The 16,918-nt window shown below is 61.9% G+C and carries 12 protein-coding genes and 1 tRNA gene; 6 read left to right on the top strand and 7 right to left on the bottom strand.

What is annotated here, in order from left to right; translation table 11 throughout:
- The coding region (locus ABIV12_RS13540; protein ID WP_348060162.1) for an aldehyde dehydrogenase family protein at positions 1–519 on the top strand (519 nt) is incomplete at its 5' end.
- Here ABIV12_RS13540 and ABIV12_RS13535 read toward each other — a convergent pair.
- Genes ABIV12_RS13535 through ABIV12_RS13525 form a run of 3 tightly spaced genes read right to left on the bottom strand, consistent with a single transcriptional unit; the run spans position 520 to position 8,284 of the window.
- The gene (locus tag ABIV12_RS13535; protein WP_348060160.1) at positions 520–3,624 is read right to left on the bottom strand and encodes an efflux RND transporter permease subunit; all 3,105 of its coding nucleotides are present in this window, start codon (positions 3,622–3,624) and stop codon (positions 520–522) included.
- Positions 3,621–7,079 (bottom strand): efflux RND transporter permease subunit, encoded by a 3,459-nt coding sequence (locus tag ABIV12_RS13530; protein ID WP_348060158.1) that lies wholly within the window; start codon positions 7,077–7,079, stop codon positions 3,621–3,623. Before ABIV12_RS13530 ends, ABIV12_RS13535 begins: the two co-directional genes overlap by 4 nt.
- Positions 7,076–8,284, bottom strand: a complete 1,209-nt coding sequence (locus ABIV12_RS13525) for an efflux RND transporter periplasmic adaptor subunit (RefSeq protein WP_348060156.1) — start codon at positions 8,282–8,284, stop codon at positions 7,076–7,078. The genes ABIV12_RS13530 and ABIV12_RS13525 overlap by 4 nt, the downstream gene beginning before the upstream one ends.
- Positions 8,285–8,683: 399 nt before the next feature.
- Between ABIV12_RS13525 and ABIV12_RS13520 the strand changes: the two genes are divergently transcribed.
- Complete coding sequence (locus ABIV12_RS13520) at positions 8,684–9,004, top strand: cytochrome c (protein ID WP_348060154.1); 321 nt, start codon at positions 8,684–8,686, stop codon at positions 9,002–9,004.
- 29 nt (positions 9,005–9,033) lie between these two features.
- Positions 9,034–9,387: a cytochrome c gene (locus ABIV12_RS13515; protein ID WP_348060152.1), complete on the top strand. Its 354-nt coding sequence runs from the start codon at positions 9,034–9,036 to the stop codon at positions 9,385–9,387.
- A 36-nt stretch (positions 9,388–9,423) separates the two neighbouring features.
- Here ABIV12_RS13515 and ABIV12_RS13510 read toward each other — a convergent pair whose 3' ends face one another.
- Entirely contained in the window at positions 9,424–10,020 is a 597-nt protein-coding gene (locus ABIV12_RS13510) for an NfuA family Fe-S biogenesis protein (protein WP_348060150.1), read from the bottom strand.
- Between the two features lie 99 nt (positions 10,021–10,119).
- Here ABIV12_RS13510 and ABIV12_RS13505 point away from each other — a divergent pair, with 99 nt between their 5' ends.
- Positions 10,120–10,473, top strand: coding sequence for a 4a-hydroxytetrahydrobiopterin dehydratase (locus ABIV12_RS13505; protein ID WP_348060148.1), 354 nt, complete (start codon positions 10,120–10,122; stop codon positions 10,471–10,473).
- A gap of 17 nt (positions 10,474–10,490) precedes the next feature.
- Here the strand turns inward: ABIV12_RS13505 and ABIV12_RS13500 are convergent, their stop codons facing one another.
- Together ABIV12_RS13500 and ABIV12_RS13495 are read right to left on the bottom strand one after the other, a co-directional pair.
- Complete coding sequence (locus ABIV12_RS13500; RefSeq protein WP_348060146.1) at positions 10,491–11,192, bottom strand: HAD family hydrolase; 702 nt, start codon at positions 11,190–11,192, stop codon at positions 10,491–10,493.
- Positions 11,189–12,148, bottom strand: coding sequence for an RluA family pseudouridine synthase (locus ABIV12_RS13495; protein WP_348060144.1), 960 nt, complete (start codon positions 12,146–12,148; stop codon positions 11,189–11,191). Before ABIV12_RS13495 ends, ABIV12_RS13500 begins: the two co-directional genes overlap by 4 nt.
- Positions 12,149–12,690: 542 nt before the next feature.
- Here ABIV12_RS13495 and ABIV12_RS13490 point away from each other — a divergent pair.
- Entirely contained in the window at positions 12,691–15,915 is a 3,225-nt protein-coding gene (locus ABIV12_RS13490; RefSeq protein ID WP_348060142.1) for an Rne/Rng family ribonuclease, read from the top strand.
- A 42-nt stretch (positions 15,916–15,957) separates the two neighbouring features.
- Here the strand turns inward: ABIV12_RS13490 and ABIV12_RS13485 are convergent, their stop codons facing one another.
- Positions 15,958–16,614: a response regulator gene (locus ABIV12_RS13485; RefSeq protein ID WP_348060140.1), complete on the bottom strand. Its 657-nt coding sequence runs from the start codon at positions 16,612–16,614 to the stop codon at positions 15,958–15,960.
- A 147-nt stretch (positions 16,615–16,761) separates the two neighbouring features.
- Here ABIV12_RS13485 and ABIV12_RS13480 point away from each other — a divergent pair.
- Positions 16,762–16,851 (top strand) — tRNA-Ser (locus ABIV12_RS13480).
- The last annotated feature ends 67 nt before the right edge of the window (positions 16,852–16,918 follow it).

Genomic DNA, 16,918 nt, shown 5'->3' with positions numbered 1-16,918 from the left:
CTGTCCGCGTTGCGGGACGACGCTGTCGCAGCAGGAGCAAGCACGCACAGCTTGACCGATACGCAGTCCGACCCGCTGGCTCGAATATTCGAACCGACGTTGCTGAGCAACGTCGATGACGCGATGGAAGTGATGCAGGCGGAAATCTTCGGACCTCTGCTTCCGCTGCTGCCGTACGATTCGCTCGACCAGGCGCTGGCGTACGTCAACGCCCACCCGCACCCACTTGCGCTGTATGCCTTCGACGATGACTCGGCGACGATCGAGCACATTCTCCGTGGAACGCAGGCCGGTGGCGTCAGCGTCAATGACACGCTTCTTCACATCGCCCAGCACGACCTCCCGTTTGGAGGTGTCGGTTCGTCAGGCATGGGTGCGTATCATGGCGAAGCCGGTTTCCAGACGTTTTCGCGCATGACGCCGGTGTTCCGCCAGTCGCGCTTCAGTCTCACCGGCCTTCTCAATCCACCCTACGGAGCCCTCTTCCGCCGCATGGTGGCACTGCTGCTCGGCCGCTGATCAACCCTGCGCTGTCCGCACCAGAGTCGTCGCGCGTTTGAGTCGCCCTGCACGGCCATCTGCAATGACGCGGCGTACCCACAGTCGCGAATCGTCCAGCAGCGAATAGATGCACGGCAGCGCGAGCAACGTGACGATTGTGGAAAACGTGAGTCCTCCGGCAATTGCACGTGCCATCGGATAGTACGGCGGACCGTCGCTCCAGGCCTGAGTGCCGCCAAAGGTCAGTGGCAGCATTCCGAGGATTGCGGTGGCCATCGTCATGAGCACCGGGCGCAATCGTTCCTTCGCACCGAGAACCAGCGACTCGGTTCGCAGGTGGCCGTCATGGCGCAACTGGTTGATGTGGACGATCATCACGATGCCGTTGTTGACCACGACTCCCATCAGGATCAGCACGCCAATCGCGGCCATGATCGAGAACGACGTACCGGTGAGCCAGAACAGCCAGAATACGCCAAACACCGAGAATATGAAGGTCGTGAGGATCGCCGTTGGAAAGATCAACGATTCGAACATCGCACACATCACCACATAGACCAGCATCAGTGCGATCAGCGTGTTGAACAGCATCTGCTGTCCCGCGTTCTGGTCACGGTCGAATCCCTGACCGAAGCTCCAGCGAAAGCCCGGCGGCAGCGCGACCGAGTTCATCGCCCGAGTGATCTCCTCACGCGCCTCGGGCATCGTGCTTCCTTTCGCGAGGGTGGCCTTGAACTGGATTGCCGTCATGCGGTCGATACGCTGTATGGCCGAAGGCGATTGCCGCGTATCGGTGTGCAGCATCGACAACAGCGGAACCTGGGTGTTGTCGGGAGCCCGCAGCTTGAAGTCGGAAAGTCCCGCGAGGCTTTGCGTGTCCGCGCCCTGGAAACGCAGCCACACCGGCAGCTGGCGGTCATCGGCGTGAAAATCCTTCAACGGCATGCCACGCAGCGCGATCTGGATATAGTTGGACACCGACTGGGCGTCAAAACCGTAACGTTTTGCCCGGTCGCGATCGACGTATGCTCCGACCTCCCGCTCGCCGTTGCCCTTTTCGGTACGAACGTCACGCAGTGTCGACAGGTTGGCCAGCACCGGCAGCACGCTGGAACTGAGCTCGCTGAGCCGCTCCATCGAGTCGCCGATCAATGAAAGATCGACGGCATTGTCGCCTCCGCCGCCTCCACCACCGTCATTGCCGTCAAAACTGACCTTGCCCTGCGCAATGAGTGGCAGGCCCTTGCGGATCTCTTCCTTGATCTCGGTCGAGGTCTGCTTGAAGTCTTGCTCCTTCAGCAGGATTCGGGTCTGAGTTTCGCCATTGTTGTTGTTCTCGCTGTACCACGTATAGACGGACTTGATTTCGAAACGGTCGCGGTTCGCGTCGAGGTATTTCTCGACCGCGAGTACCGCGGGCTTGATGTCCTGCAAGCGGTAGTTCGCGTTGAGCTGGTACACGAGCCGCACGGAGCGCGACTCGCCGTCGTCGAACATGTTCATCTTGGTGTGGGTGATCGGATACACGCTGGCCACGAACAATGCGAACACCGCAAACATCGTCAGTCGCCGGTGTGCGAGGGTCCATGCGACGACTCTCCCGTAACGTTCGCGCAGGCGCGTGATCATCGTCTCGCGCCCGAGAAACTTCGGCGGTGGCAGGCGCGACGCCAGCATCGGCACGAGGCTCACCGCGACGAGCCAGGAGGCAAGATGGGCGATCGACATTGCGATCGCGATCTGCGCGAGGAAAATCGAAATGTCGTTTGCTTCGCCGAAGATGTTCGGCAGGAAAACGACGATGCTGCTCCATGTGCCGGCAGCGATCGCGACACCGACCGCCTGGGTGCCACGCACCGCGGCATACCAGGGTTTGTCGGGGTGTTTTTCCCTGTACTGGTAAATGCTTTCGACAACGACCACTGCGTTGTCGACCAGCATGCCGACGGCCAGCAGCAGTCCCATCATCGACAACACGTTGAGACTGACGCCAAAGAAGTACATGCAGCCGAGCGTCATCACCAGGCAGATCGGAATCGCCAGCGACACCATGAAGGTCGATGGCCAATCGCGCAGGAAGAAGTACAGGACCAGCACGGACAGCAGCGTCCCCTCGAGGCCAGCCTTGCCAAGCTCTCGCAGCGAGCTGGTCACGCTCTCGGCCTGGCTCTGCATCGGGTAGACCTTCACGCCACTGAGTTCGCGCGATGCCTGGATCCGCTTCACCTCGGCCATCACCTGGGTACCGACGTCGACCAGGTTGGCGTTGCGCTCGCGATAGATATCCACCCCGACTGCGGGTTTTCCGTCGAGTCGTCGCGCAAACTCCATTCGTGCCGGCCTCAATACGACGGTGGCGATGTCGCCGAGTTTGAGGCCATTCGCATCGAGCGCGATCGAGCGGATGTCGTCCAGACTGGTCCACTGGCCCTGCGGTTGGACCCGAAAGCGCGAATTGCCGGCGCTGATCTGTCCAGCCGAGATCGAAAAATTCGCCTGCTGCAGCTTGGTGTAAAGGTCGTTGAGGTTGATGTTGTGCGCGCTCAGGCGATCAGACGAGAGCTCGATCTGCACTTCTGGCTTGCCGACGCCCGAAATATCGACGCGCGCAACGCCGGCGATACGCTCGAGCGGTCGCTTGATTTCACGTTCGATCAGTTCGTACGCGTTGGAGAGATCACCGGTGTCGTTGGCAATGCGCAGTTGCAGGACAGGCTGGTCGGTGGTGGAGAATTTCTGGACGAAGTAACGCTGCAAATCGGAAGGAAGTTCGGCCCGGATCGCATCGATTTTTTCGCGCGCCTGCACGGCCTTGATCGCAACGTTCTCGCCCATCTTGAATTCGAGAAACACCTGCGCCGATTCGGCGTCCGATGTCGAGTTCATTCGCTTGATGCCCGGCAGCGTCGCCAATGCTTCCTCGACCGGACGTGCGATCGTCCGTTCGATTTCCGTCGGCGTCGATCCCGGGTACGGAATCTGCACGAACAGGAACGGAAAATCGATGCTCGGGAACTGCTCGAGGGGAAGCCGAAACGCTGCGATCAGGCCGATCACCACCATCGACACAAAGAACATGATCGCGGTGACCGGTCGTTTCAGGCTGAGTTCGGCCAGCGTCACGCGTGCTCTCCTTCGCCACCGAAGTCCTCGTCGTCCGGCGTCACCGCACCACTCTTGTCAGAGGCTTCCTTGGCCCGCTGGCGCCGGCCACGGGCGAGATACCACGCATCGCCGCGCCGATCGAGCAGGTCGTACACGACGGGGATCACGACGAGGGTGAGCAGCGTGGATACCGCGAGTCCGCCGATCACGGTGATCGCCATCGGAGCTCGCACCTCCGCTCCCTCGCCCCAGCCGATCGCCAGCGGCATGAAACCGATCAGGGTGCACAACGTCGTCATGACGATCGGGCGAAGACGCGACTCCGCGCCCTGCGCCAGCGCCTCGCGTTTGGGGACGCCAACCTCGCGCAACTGGTTGACGCGGTCAATCAGCACGATCGCATTCTTCACCACGATGCCCACCAGCATGATCAGCCCGATGAACACCACCACCGAGATCGCGGAACCGCTGAGTTTCAACGCGAGGATCGCACCGACCGCGGCGAGCGGGATCGAGAACATGATGACAAACGGATGCAGCAGTGATTCGAATTGCGACGCCATCACGAGGTACACGAGGAAAATCGCGAGACCCAGTGCGAACATGAGCGATTTGACCGACGAATCGAGCTCTTCACTCTGCCCGCCGACCGTTACTTTGACGCCCGCTGCGAGCGGATGGGTAGCGACGATCTGACGGACCTCAGCCACTGCGCTCGCGAGATCCCCGAAAGCCAGATTCGACGAGACGATGGCGACGCGCTCCTGCGTGATGCGATGGATCTCGCTCGGTCCTTCACCGGCAACGACGTCGGCGACCGCTGACAGACGAATTGCGGTGTCCGCCGGCGACTGCGCGGAATCATTCAACGTCGTGCCTGAAGTCCCGCTGGTGGAACTGTTCGTGCCCGTCGCCGACGACCCGGCCGACGAAGCGGAGCCCGCGTTGCCGGAGGATGCCGCTTTGGTCGAGACGTAGCCCACCACGAGGTTGCGAATGTCCTCCACACTTCCACGATCCGATGCGCGTGCGCGCACCAGGACGTCGATCTTCCGATCGCGGAAATCGTAGCGCGTCGCCACTTCTCCTTTGACCTTGCGCACCAGCCGGTCGGCGATGTCTCGTGTCGTCAATCCGAGAGCGGCGGCGCGATCCTGGTCGAATCTCACCTGGATTTCCGGATAGCCGCCTTCGACCGTCGACTTGACGTCGGCGAATCGCGGCGAGGCCTTCATCAATTCTGTCAGGCGATGACCTCCTTTCGCCAGGGCATCGAGATCGTAACCACGGATTTCAACTTCGAGCGGTGCGGAGAAGCTGAAGAGCTGTGGCCGCGCAAACTTGACGCTCGCATCCGGGCGTTTGAGACTGCTGCGGAGGCGGTCTGTTTCTGCCGCCTCGATGGCCTTGCTGCCGCCATCCTTCAACGCGATCGACATGCGCGCAATGTTTTCACCCGACTCGGTCGGATTGGCATCGAGTCGCGTGCCGGCTCCCGCAACGCCGTAAATCGACGCGACGCCCGGATCCTTTGCATGCTGCGCGGAGATCTCCGACACCAGCTGGTCCGTTTCCGCGAGCGGGGTTCCGGGCGGCAATGTCACGGTCATGTCGAAACGACCCTGCGCGAGTTGCGGAATCAGATCGAGTCCCAGTGACGGAACGAGTGCGAGCGTCGCCACCAGTGCGATTCCCGAAAGTCCGAGCACGCGCCATGGATGAGCCAGTGCTTTGGGCAATGAACGTCGATAAAACCCGGCGGCGCGATCGTAGGGTGCTGTCACGCCACGTCCGAGGAAACGCAGTACCGTTCCGAAAAACAATCCGATGCCGCGAAAGATCACGGCCATCACCCAAACGACGGAACGCGGCGCAGTCTGGAACACGCCTTCTCCGCTCGCGCGTCCGCCGCGCACGAGTCCGTTGAGGACCCGGTTCCGGGGAAGTTCCGTGGCTGCTGTGAAGGGCTCGTCCCGAAACGCGAGAGGCGAGCGACCCTTCAGCGACGCGAGCATCGGGATCAGGGTCATCGACACGACGAGCGACACCAGCATCGCGAATGTGATCGTCAAGGCCTGATCGCGGAATAGCTGGCCGGCAATGCCTTCGACGAAGACCAGCGGAAAAAACACCGCGACCGTCGTCAACGTTGACGCAGTCACCGCCATACCGACTTCCGCCGTCCCGCGGACGGCTGCTTCAAGAATCGACGCGCCCTTCTCGCGCAGTCGCGCGATGTTTTCCAGCACGACGATCGAGTCGTCCACGACCATACCGGTCGCGAGCGCCAGTCCTCCGAGCGACATCACGTTCAACGACAGATGCAACTGCCCCATGAAGAAGAACGTGGCGATCAGCGAGACCGGTAGCGACAGCGAGATGATGAAGGTGCTCCACGCATCGCCGAGGAAGAAAAAGATGATCAGGATCGCAAGCACGCCGCCGATGATCGCGTCCTGCTTGACGTCATGCAGCGCGTTCTGGATGAAGATCGACTGGTCCTCGATCGTCGTGAGCGTGGCGCCGGCCGGCAACGAATCCTTGAGCTTGTCGAGCTGACCCTTGACCGCAGCGGCGACATTCACGGTGTTGCCATCGCCTTCCTTGTAGATCGCGAGCTCGATTGCCTCGCGTCCATCGATGCGCACGATCCCTTCGCGTTCCTTGTATCCCTGGGTGACCTCGGCGAGATCCTTCAATCGTACGGGCACGTTGCCATCGACCTTGATCAGCAGGTCGCGCATCTCGTCCAGCGTCTTGAACTGATTGATCGTGCGCACCAGGAAGCGCTGCGTGCCCTCTTCGATGCGTCCCCCCGACGAATTGACGTTTTCGTTTTTCAGCCGCGTGATGACATCGTTGATGTCGAGCCCGAGGCGCGCAAGCTTCTGCTGGTCGATCGATACATCGATCTCGTCCTCGAGGCCGCCGCCGACCTTGACCGCAGCGACACCGGCGACCGGCTCGATGCGTTTCTTCAGATCGTCGTCCGCGAAACGGCGCAACTGCTTGAGCTGCGCTTCGCCCGCCGCCTTCTCGCCGCTGATGCTGAGGCCGAGACGGATGATCGGATCGGTGGACGGATTGAAGCGCAGCAGCAACGGCTTCTTCGCTTCAAGTGGCAGCTGAAGGGTGTCGAGCTTGTCGCGTACCTCGAGGCTCGCCATGTCCATGTCGGTGCCCCAGGCGAACTCGAGCACCACGTCGGACTGTCCGGTGCGCGAAACGGAATGCACCTTGCGCACGTTCTTCACGACGCCGACTGTTTCCTCCACCGGCTGGCTGACGAGGTTCTCGATTTCGAGCGGCGCTGCCCCTTCGTACTCGGTTCGCACGGTCAGCGTTGGATACGAAAGATCGGGAAGCAGGTTGACCTTGAGTCCGGCAAGACCAATCAGTCCAAACAGCACCAGGGTCACAGTCAGCATGCCGACGGTGACGCGTCGGCGCGTGGCCCATTCGGGCAGGTTCATTTCGCCGGGCCCGCGACTGCCGCCGGCACAATCACCGGCTGATCGTCGAGGACCTGGACTTCGGTGCCGTCGCGCACGGCATTGCGTCCGATGGTGATCACGCGCTCACCGTCCTGCACGCCGTCGCGAATTTCGACGCGGTCGCCTTCGGCATAGCCTGTCTTCACAATGCGACGCTTCGCGATGAACGTCGGAGTCGCCGGCTTCGCATGTTCTGCGGCCACGGCTTCTCCCGACTTGCCCTTGCCGACCACTGGCGCGGCTGGCTTCGGCGGAGACGGTTCGATCACGAACACCGAACTTTCGCCATCTTCCTCGACGATCGCGGTGCGCGGCACCACCAACGCATCGTGGCGCTGGTCGTACGCAACCTCGATCCGTCCGAACATGCCGGGTTTGAGGGTTCGGGTGGAATCGCGGAACTCGCACGTCGCGCGGAAGGTTCCGCTGGCTGCGTCGACAATCGGAGCGATTCTCGCAATCGTGCCATCGAACGACTTGTTCGACAGTGCATCAATGCGCATCTGCACGCGCTGACCGGCCTTCAGGGTATCGAGGTCGCGCTCCGGCACGTTCAACACGGCCTGCAGTGGATCAAGATCGACGATCTGGAACAGATTCTGGTTGGTCTGCACCAGGTTGCCCAATTTGATCGAGCGCTTCGCGATCACTCCCGAGATGGGAGCGACCACGCGCGTGTACGAAAGGTCGAGCGCCGCGCCGGCAAGCACGGCGCGCTGCGTTTCGAGGTCGTACATGTCGCGATCGTAGTCGGCGCGCGGCGTGATCTTGAGGTTGATGCCCTTTTCGGATTTGTCGAACGCCGCCTGTGCTTTCTTCAGCGTTGCCGAGGCCTGCGCAAGCTTGTTGCGGGTGGCGTCATCGTCAAGCATCGCGAGGACCTGGCCTTTGCGGACCTGCATGCCTTCCTCGACCAGGATCTTGAGAACGATTCCCGTCGTTTTCGCAACGACCTGTGCATCCCCAACCGCTTCCAGGGTCGCAGTACCCGAATAGTTTGCGGTGACCGACTGGTGCGACGCTGCGGCCACTTCAACCGGGATCGCAGCGGCCGCTGTCTCTTCTCCTGGAACTTTTTCTCCGCCGCTACAGGCGGAAAGCAGCGTGACGACAGCAATCAGCGACATCGGGCACAAGCGCCCGAGCGCACGCTGGAGCGGTTTTGCAGGCAAATACTGGGGCATTGAGGTGGCCTGGAGGTGAAATGCTTGGTGTTATACTAAACTACATCACTATTCGAGCACAATGGCTGACACCCGTTCAATCGGACTGGCGTGCGGCGAGTCGCCGACATGCAGGGCATCGGCCACTGACAGGAAGCGCAGGGTGCACGAGTCGCTCACACCCGTCGTGAGCCGGTAGTCACACCCGCACCTTGGATGCAGCATGCAGGGCAATGGTTGCGGCGATTTGCCGCGAGAGTGATTCGGCCTGTCGCGAGACGTCTTGGGCGAGTCGTGCGAAATTGTCGGCGCGGTCGAATCGGCCGGTCTCCGAGCGGTGGACAGCAGCGGAAGCCGGCACGCTATACTTCGTCGGCTTCGCAACCGCCATGTTCAATCTTCGCCGCCCCGGAATCGACAATGACCCGAGCGCCTCTGCTTGCCGCTGCACTTCTGATCACGTCACTGCCCTGCTTCGCCGCCGAAAAAGGCGACGCTGCCGCCGGCAAGACCAAGGTTTATACCTGCGCTGGCTGTCACGGCATTCCAGGCTGGAAAAATGCGTACCCGAATTACCACGTGCCGAAGATCGCCGGGCAGAATTACGATTACATCATTGCGGCGTTGAACGAATACAAAAAAGGAGAGCGCGCACATCCAACGATGCGTGCGCAAGGTGAGAGCCTGTCCGATGAGGACATGCGTGATATCGCAACTTACCTTTCCAGCATTGTGCCTTGAGTCGGCACACCGATCAGGACCGTGAAACGATGAAACGCTTACCCGCATCCCTGTTGATCGCTGCCCTCGCCGCTTGCGCAGGTTCCGCTTGGGCAAAAGGCGATATCGAAGCCGGCAAGGCCAAGGCCATCGTCTGCCAGGCCTGCCATGGAGCCGACGGCAATGCGGGCGTCGATCCGCAATATCCCCGCCTCGCTGGCCAATATCATGACTATCTGGCCCGCGCTCTGCACGAATACAAGAATGGCGAGCGCAAGAACGCAATCATGGCGGGAATGGCCGCCACGCTCAGCGACGACGATATCGAGAACGTATCGCGTTATTTCGCAAGCCTGCCGGACAGCAAGCTCACCGACTTGCACCATCGGGTGCAAGGCGACTGACCCGATTGCTTTTCCCTGACCATCTCCCGCAGATGATCAGGCGTGCGCGTCGCGCTTGAAGTACGGGTTGGTTCCCGTGTCGTGGTCGGTGGCATCCGCCACGCCAGTCACCTCGGGAATCCGCTCCTTGAGGGTTTTTTCCACGCCGCCCTTGAGCGTCGCGTCCACCATTCCGCAGCCTTGGCATCCACCGCCGAACTGAAGGATCACCGTTCCTTCTGCGGTGATCTCGCGAAGGCTCACTCGACCTCCGTGCGAAGCGAGTTGCGGATTGATCTCCGTCTCGATCACGTACCGCACGCGCTCCACGACGCTCGCGTTGTCTCCCGGAACGCTGCCGCGCAACGCCGGCGCGCGGATGGTCAGTTCGCCCCCGGTTGGCGAACGCGTGAAGTCGACGGTTGCACCGTCGAGGAAAGGCACGCTGTCGGAGTCGACGAACAGGGAGAATCCCTCGCACTCCACTTCCCATTCCGTTCCATTGCGGTCACCGGGTTCGGAGAATTCGAGCTGGCAGTCGCCTTTCGGTGTGCCAGGCTCGACCGCGTGAACGCGAATGCCCATGCCGGGCGATGACTGCTGCTCGATCAGTTTGCGGAAGTGGTCCTGGGCGGTTTCGGACAGGGAAATCATCGGGGTCTGCGTTCCTATTCAAACAGGACCAGTTTAGTCCTGAATAGCCATCACGTCATCAGCGCCTATACTTTGCTGCCCTGCACGCGAGTTCAAGCCATGACCGAAAACTCACTCGAATCGCTCATCACGCAACATTGCGTCCCGCGCAAGGGCAAGGACGCGGGCCTTTCCTCCCAGGATATCGCTGCGTATCTCTCGCTTCTGCATGGCTGGCAACCGCAGCAGGATCACGGCGCCATTGAAAAGGAGTTCCGCTTCGCGGACTACTTTCACACGATGGCATTCGTGAACGCGGTCGCCTCGATCGCTCACCGTGAGGATCACCATCCTGATCTCGAGGTCGCTTACAACCGGTGCACGGTTCGCTATTCGACCCACGATGTCGGCGGCCTCTCGCTCAACGACATGATCTGTGCGGCGAAGGTCGAGGACCTCCGCGTCCGGAAATGACGGTCGGGCGGACGTCGTCAGCCGCAGCGCGCAATTGCCGCTGAAATGTCGTCGGCCGATTGGATCGTCACGACACGCGGGTGCCCGCTATCGACGCCGTGCTGCAGTTCGTGATCCCAGGTGACGTGGTACGGCATGTGGATGCCCCATCCCCCAAGCTCGATCACAGGTTCGATGTCGGACCGCAGGGAATTGCCGATCATTGCAAATGTGGCTGCGGCCACACCGCATTCGTTGATCACGCGTGAGTAGCTGCGCGCGTCCTTTTCGGAAACGATCTCGATGCGACTGAAAAGGTCGCCGAGACCGCTCTGCTCGATCTTTCGTTCTTGATGGAACAGGTCGCCCTTCGTGATCAACACGATGCGGTGATTGGACGCGACGGCTTCGACAGCTTCCCTGATGCCGGGAAGCAGCTCAACCGGATGCGAGAGCACCGCCTTGCCGAGCTCGACGATCTCATGGATGTCCTTAGCTCCGATCGCGCGATCGGTCAGCTCGATTGCGGCCTCGATCATCGAGAGTGTCATGCCCTTGGCGCCGTAGCCGAACAACGCGAGGTTCGCGCGCTCCACGGCACCCAGCCGGCTCCGAACCGACGTATCGCGGATATCGATCCATCGGCCGAGAATACGTTCGAATTCCGTGCCGACGTGCTGGTAGTAATCCTCGCTTCGCCAGAGCGTATCGTCTCCGTCGAATCCTACGAGCTCGATCATCGGCGACCTTTTCGTTGCAGAACATCCACCGTCGCAGAGAGCTCCTTGGCGAGCGGCGCGGTAAAACTGTACGCCCGATCACCCAAGTTGAATTCAAACCGCGCCGCATGAAGGAAGAGTCTTTTCAATCCCTTGTCGCGCATTGTTCGATTGAATTCACGCTCGCCGTACTTCTCGTCGCCGGCCAGCGGATGCTCAATGTGCTGGGCGTGGACGCGAATCTGGTGCGTACGCCCGGTCTCCAGCGCCACTTCCACGAGGCTTGCGTCCGAAAAGCGTTCAAGTTCCTCGAACCGTGAACGCGACTCCTTGCCATCGGGATCCACCCGCACCATGCGTTCTCCACCGTGCAGCACCGACTTTCGCAGCGGTGCATCCACCGTGAGTTGGCTTCGAGGGAGCGAGCCGCGGATCAGCGCGAGATAGCGTTTCTCCACTCTCCCTTCGCGAATTTCCGCTTGCAGCGCGGTCAGAGCCGACCGCTTGCGGGTCAGCACCAGAATCCCGCTTGTGTCCCGATCCAGGCGATGGACGAGTTCGAGTGTGTCGCGTGGGCGCGCGGCCCGCATCAGCTCGATCGCCCCGAAACTGATCCCGCTGCCGCCGTGGCTTGCCACACCGCTGGGCTTGTCGATGACGAGGAATTCGCGATCTTCGTGGATGATCGACGCCTCGATACGGTCCATCTGCCCGCCGGACGGAGCCTCGGTTTCCCCGCGTTCGGCAACACGGACCGGCGGAATGCGCACCTTGTCGCCACTGCTGAGACGTCGATCGGGCTTCACCCGGCCACCGTTCACGCGCACTTCTCCGGTCCGGCAGATCCGATAGATCAGGCTGCGCGGCACTCCTTTGAGAAGTCCGGACAGGAAATTGTCGAGGCGCTGCCCCTCGCGGTCCTCCGGGATCTCGACGATCTGCACCTGCGGCAGACCACGCTCGGACTCGCTGATCACTGGGCCTCCGTCGAGCGTGCGGGGCGGCCACTTGCTCCACGATCCGCGCCCGCCGAAGAACCGGGCTGCGGCTGAGGTGCGAGCCGATGGCGGCGGTGACGCGCCTCGTTCGCGGGCCCATGAACGGAGTCGGCGTTGCGATTTGTCGCCGAAGTCTGTGTCTTCATTGAAAAAATCTTTTGGGAGCTGATATGCTGACACTGCGTGTCGCGTTGTCCCGGGACCCATCCGCGGGAGTCCGGAACAACTTGTGACGCACCCGTTCGTCGCGTCCTTTCGCGTCCAGTGCCGTCGGTATCTCCGTAGGAGCGTCGCACAGGAACGAGAGTGCATCGTAATGGCTCGGGTCGCGAATTGCTTGCCGTCGGAAAGACGGGATGGATCCGCGGATACGCAGCAACCCAATACGTGTCGACGCGCGGAAGCGTCGGTGGAAACCCAAGGCGCACCTGCCGCCGTCGGCCCGCGAAATGCGGGCATCGCGCAGCGCGATTCGTCGCGCAGCGCCGACGACAGTTGAGCGCCGTCACAGGAAAACGACAATGAAGCGCATGTTGATCAACGCGACTCAGCGGGAAGAGTTGCGCGTGGCGATCGTGGATGGACAGAACCTCTACGATCTCGATATCGAGATCCCCTCGAAGGAACAGAAAAAAGCCAACATCTACAAGGCCCGAATCACCCGCGTCGAGCAGTCGCTCGAAGCGTGTTTCGTCGATTACGGCGCCGACCGACATGGCTTCCTTCCGCTGAAGGAGATCTCCGAGCTGTATTTCACTCCTGGCGCCAACCCGAACAAGTCGACCATTCGGGAACTTCTGAAGGAAGGCCAGGAAATCGTCGTCCAGGTCGAGAAGGAAGAGCGCGGCAACAAGGGCGCTGCCCTGACCACGTTCATCAGCCTTGCCGGCCGCTACATGGTGCTGATGCCGAACAACCCGAAAGCCGGCGGGGTGTCACGCCGCATCGAGGGTGAGGATCGGGCGAACATCAAGGAAGCGCTGGACCACCTTCAGGTCCCCGAGGAAATGGGGCTGATCGTCCGCACCGCCGGGCTTGGCCGCGATGCCGAAGAACTGCAATGGGATCTCGATTACCTGCTTCAGCTGTGGAAGGCGATTTCGGAAGCCGCCCAGTCGCGCACTGCTCCATTCCTGATCTACCAGGAGTCGAAGCTCATCATCCGCGCGCTGCGCGACTATCTGCGCAACGACATTGGCGAGATCCTGATCGATCATGAGGAGCTCTACCAGGACGCTCGCGAGTTCGTGCAGCAGGTGATGCCGAACAACCTGCGCAAGTTGAAGCTCTACACCGACACGACACCGCTGTTTTCGCGCTTCCAGATCGAGACGCAGATCGAGAACGCGTTCGAGAGAACGGTGCGCCTGCCCTCGGGCGGATCGATCGTCATCGACCAGACCGAAGCGCTGACGTCCATCGACATCAACTCGTCGAAAGCGACCAAGGGCAGCGATATCGAAGAAACCGCGTTCAACACCAATTGTGAAGCGGCGGTCGAGATCGCACGCCAGGCGCGTATCCGCGACGCCGGCGGCCTGATCGTGATCGACTTCATCGACATGGATTCGCCGCGTCACCAGCGTGATGTCGAGGAAAAACTCAAGGACGCGCTCAAGCTCGACCGGGCCCGCGTGCAGATCGGGCGCATTTCGCGGTTCGGCCTGCTCGAGATGTCGCGCCAGCGCCTTCGCCCGAGCCTTGGTGAAGCGACGCAGATCGTTTGCCCGCGTTGCGAAGGACACGGACGCATCCGCGGTGTCGAGTCCCTGTCCCTTTCCGCGCTGCGCCTCGTCGAGGAGCATGCGATGAAGGACAGCACCGGTCAGGTGCTGGTGCAGGCGCCGCCCACCGTCGCCAACTTTCTGCTCAACGAAAAGCGCAAGCAGCTCACCGAGATCGAAGCACGCCACGACGTCAATGTGATCGTGGTTGCCGATGAAAAACTCGAAACTCCGCATCTCGAAATCCAGCGCCTGCGTGGCGCCGACATCGGTGAGGAAGTACGTCCGAGCTATCAGCGCGTGACACCGGTTGCCCCGACGCCGCTGCCGCAAATGCTCCGTCCAAGTGAAGAACCCGAACAGCCCGCCGTCTCTGGCGTGGTGCGCTCGAGCCCCGCGCCGGAGCGGCCGGAGCACGCAGCACCTGAGCGCGAGCCCATCGCGCCTGCGGCGGCCATCGCTCCCAGGGAAGGCCTGCTGGCGAAGTTCATGAGTTGGTTGCGCGGCGCACCTGCGCCAGAAGTCAAAGCGCCTGCTGCACGAGCGACACCCACCTCCGGTCGCGCGGGGCAGACGCAGCGTGGACCGTCCGGAGCGCGTCCGTCGTCTGCGCAGCGAACGGGTCAGGCCTCGCAGCGCCCTCGCCAGGACGGCTCGGGATCGGGCCAGGGATCGCGTGACGGTCGTCGCGACGGTCGCCCGGGTAACGATCGGCCAGCCGGGGAACGCGGCGAACCGCGCAACGGTCAAGGTCAAGGTCAGAAGCAGCAAGGTCGCGGCGGTCGTCGCGATGAGCGCGGTACTGGTCGAAACAGTGGCGAACAACCGGTCGTTGCAGACCTGCGTTCTTCGGGACAGCCACGCAACGGCACGGAGCCGAAGCAGGCGGCGGAACCACGTGCAGTCGCGACGGCTCAGAAGCCGGCCACCGAGGCAGTTGCCGTGTCCAGCGTGGCAACCGACGGCAACCCCACGCTCCCAGAGACGGTGATCGCCGGGGCGGAGATATCAAACGAAGCCGACAGCGACAGCGACGCACCGCGCGATGAAATGCGCTCGCGTCGACGTGGTCGACGCGGTGGTCGCCGTCGCCGCAAAGATGGCACGGTGGAGACGACCAGTGCCACGGGTTCCTCCGATGCCTCGGGCGATGTCGACGACGAGGATGGAAGTGTCGAAACTCAGTCACCCGCAACAGCATTGGCACGCGTCGAGAAACCGCGTGTCGAACGTGCGCCCCGTTCCGAATCCTCGTCGACGGCGCTCGAAGCTCGGATCCCGGTCGCATCTTCTGCAGCTGCCGATTCTGTGATGGAGCCGCCTCGTGTACCCGCTGCGGCGACTTCTCCGGCGGAACGAGGCGGTCGAACCACCGCTGCGCCATCGCTTTCGCAGTTCCTCGGCGAGCAGCACATGGACTCGCCCGGTGCTGAAAGCGCGCACGGTGAACCTGTTCCGAGTCTTGCCGCTTCGGTTCACGGCGAGCGCATTGCAGAGGCAGTTCCGCAGACGCGGGACGTGTCATCGGACTCCACGCAGCGGTCGCCGGAACGCACCCGCACTCGCCCCGCGGACGTTCGCCAGGAGCCATCCGCTCCCGCAACGGCCGTGGAGCTGGATGCACCGCGCACTGCTCCGATGTCAGTCGAGGCGCGTTCGCCAGCCGCGTCGGACGTCGCGCCAGCCAAGGTTGCCGCGCGGGTGGTCACGCCCGTGATCGAATCCAGTCCGGCAGCGCCCTTGCTGTCTTCGAGTGAGCCAGTGCCCGCGCAAGTCACGACGCGCGCGGTAGTGGCAGCATCACCGCGTCCGTCGGCTGAGCCTGTCGCAATCGAGCCGGTGCAGAGAGTGCAGCCACCCGCGGTTTCCGCACCGGATCTCGGCCAGAATCTTGACTTGCCATTGCAGCGGCCCGCAGCAGCGACCGCTGTCGACGCGTCCGACACCCCGAAAGCAGTCCCATACACCCCCGTCGCGCGTAAGGAAGAAGATCCTTCCGAAGAAGGTTCTTCGAACGTCTGATCGATCGGATTGAATGAACCTGCGCGCCTTAGGCGCGCAGGTTCACGCGCTTAATGCGCGAGCGCGATCGTCCAGCAGTCCGTGCATATGCGCCAGATGCGCGAGCGCCACGGTGTTGTCGATGCCGAGTTTGTCGAAGAGACGGTATTTGTACGTCGCGACGGTTTTTGCGCTGAGTTTCAGCTGGAGCGCAATCGACTGCATGTCCTGACCGCGCGCAAGCATCAACGCGACGTCGAGCTCGCGTGCAGACAGCACTTCAAACGGCGAATCGCGGTGGCCGTCCAGAGCACCAAGGGCAAGGAGTTCTGCGACATCGGGAGCGAGGTAGCGCCGTCCGTCGGCGACTTGCCGCACGGCGCGCACCAATTCCTCCGCGGCACACCCTTTCGTCAGATACCCGCTCGCTCCCGCTTCGATGAGACGCCGCGGAAACGGTGCTTCGCTCACCACCGTGAGGATGACGATGCGCGTGCGGAGTTTGTGCTTGCGCACGCGATCCGTCAGCTCGATGCCTGACAGACCCGGCATGTGCACATCGACCAGCGCCACATCCGGCTGCACTTTGCGGATCAGCGCGAGCCCCTGCTCGCCGTCGGCAGCTTCCCCGACCACGTCGATTCCTGTCTGCTGCGACAGGATCATCCGGAAACCGGTGCGGACCAGTTCGTGATCGTCAACAAGAACGACGCTTATCATGCTCAACCCTTCCCTTGATTGTGTTGCATCCGTCCGTCCCGAACATACCGCAGATCAGGGGTTCACGTCGTGCGACCCTGTAGTAAAATCCACGCGTCCTTCCTTTGTGCGAAGTGCCAGTCGCCGATCGCAGGGCAAGCAAACTCCGGAGAGATGGCCGAGCGGTTTAAGGCAGCAGTCTTGAAAACTGCCGTAGGTGCAAGCCTACCGTGGGTTCGAATCCCACTCTCTCCGCCAGACAATCGCTTATGTGCCTGACTCCTCAGGCATTTGGCAGTTTACATAGGGCTCTTGCCGACCTCGA

Origin of the sequence: Dokdonella sp. (assembly GCF_039926425.1) — a bacterium.
Lineage (GTDB): Bacteria > Pseudomonadota > Gammaproteobacteria > Xanthomonadales > Rhodanobacteraceae > Dokdonella_A.
The sequence above is the reverse complement of the archived record's forward strand: the minus strand, read 5'-3'. Positions and strand labels throughout refer to the sequence as shown.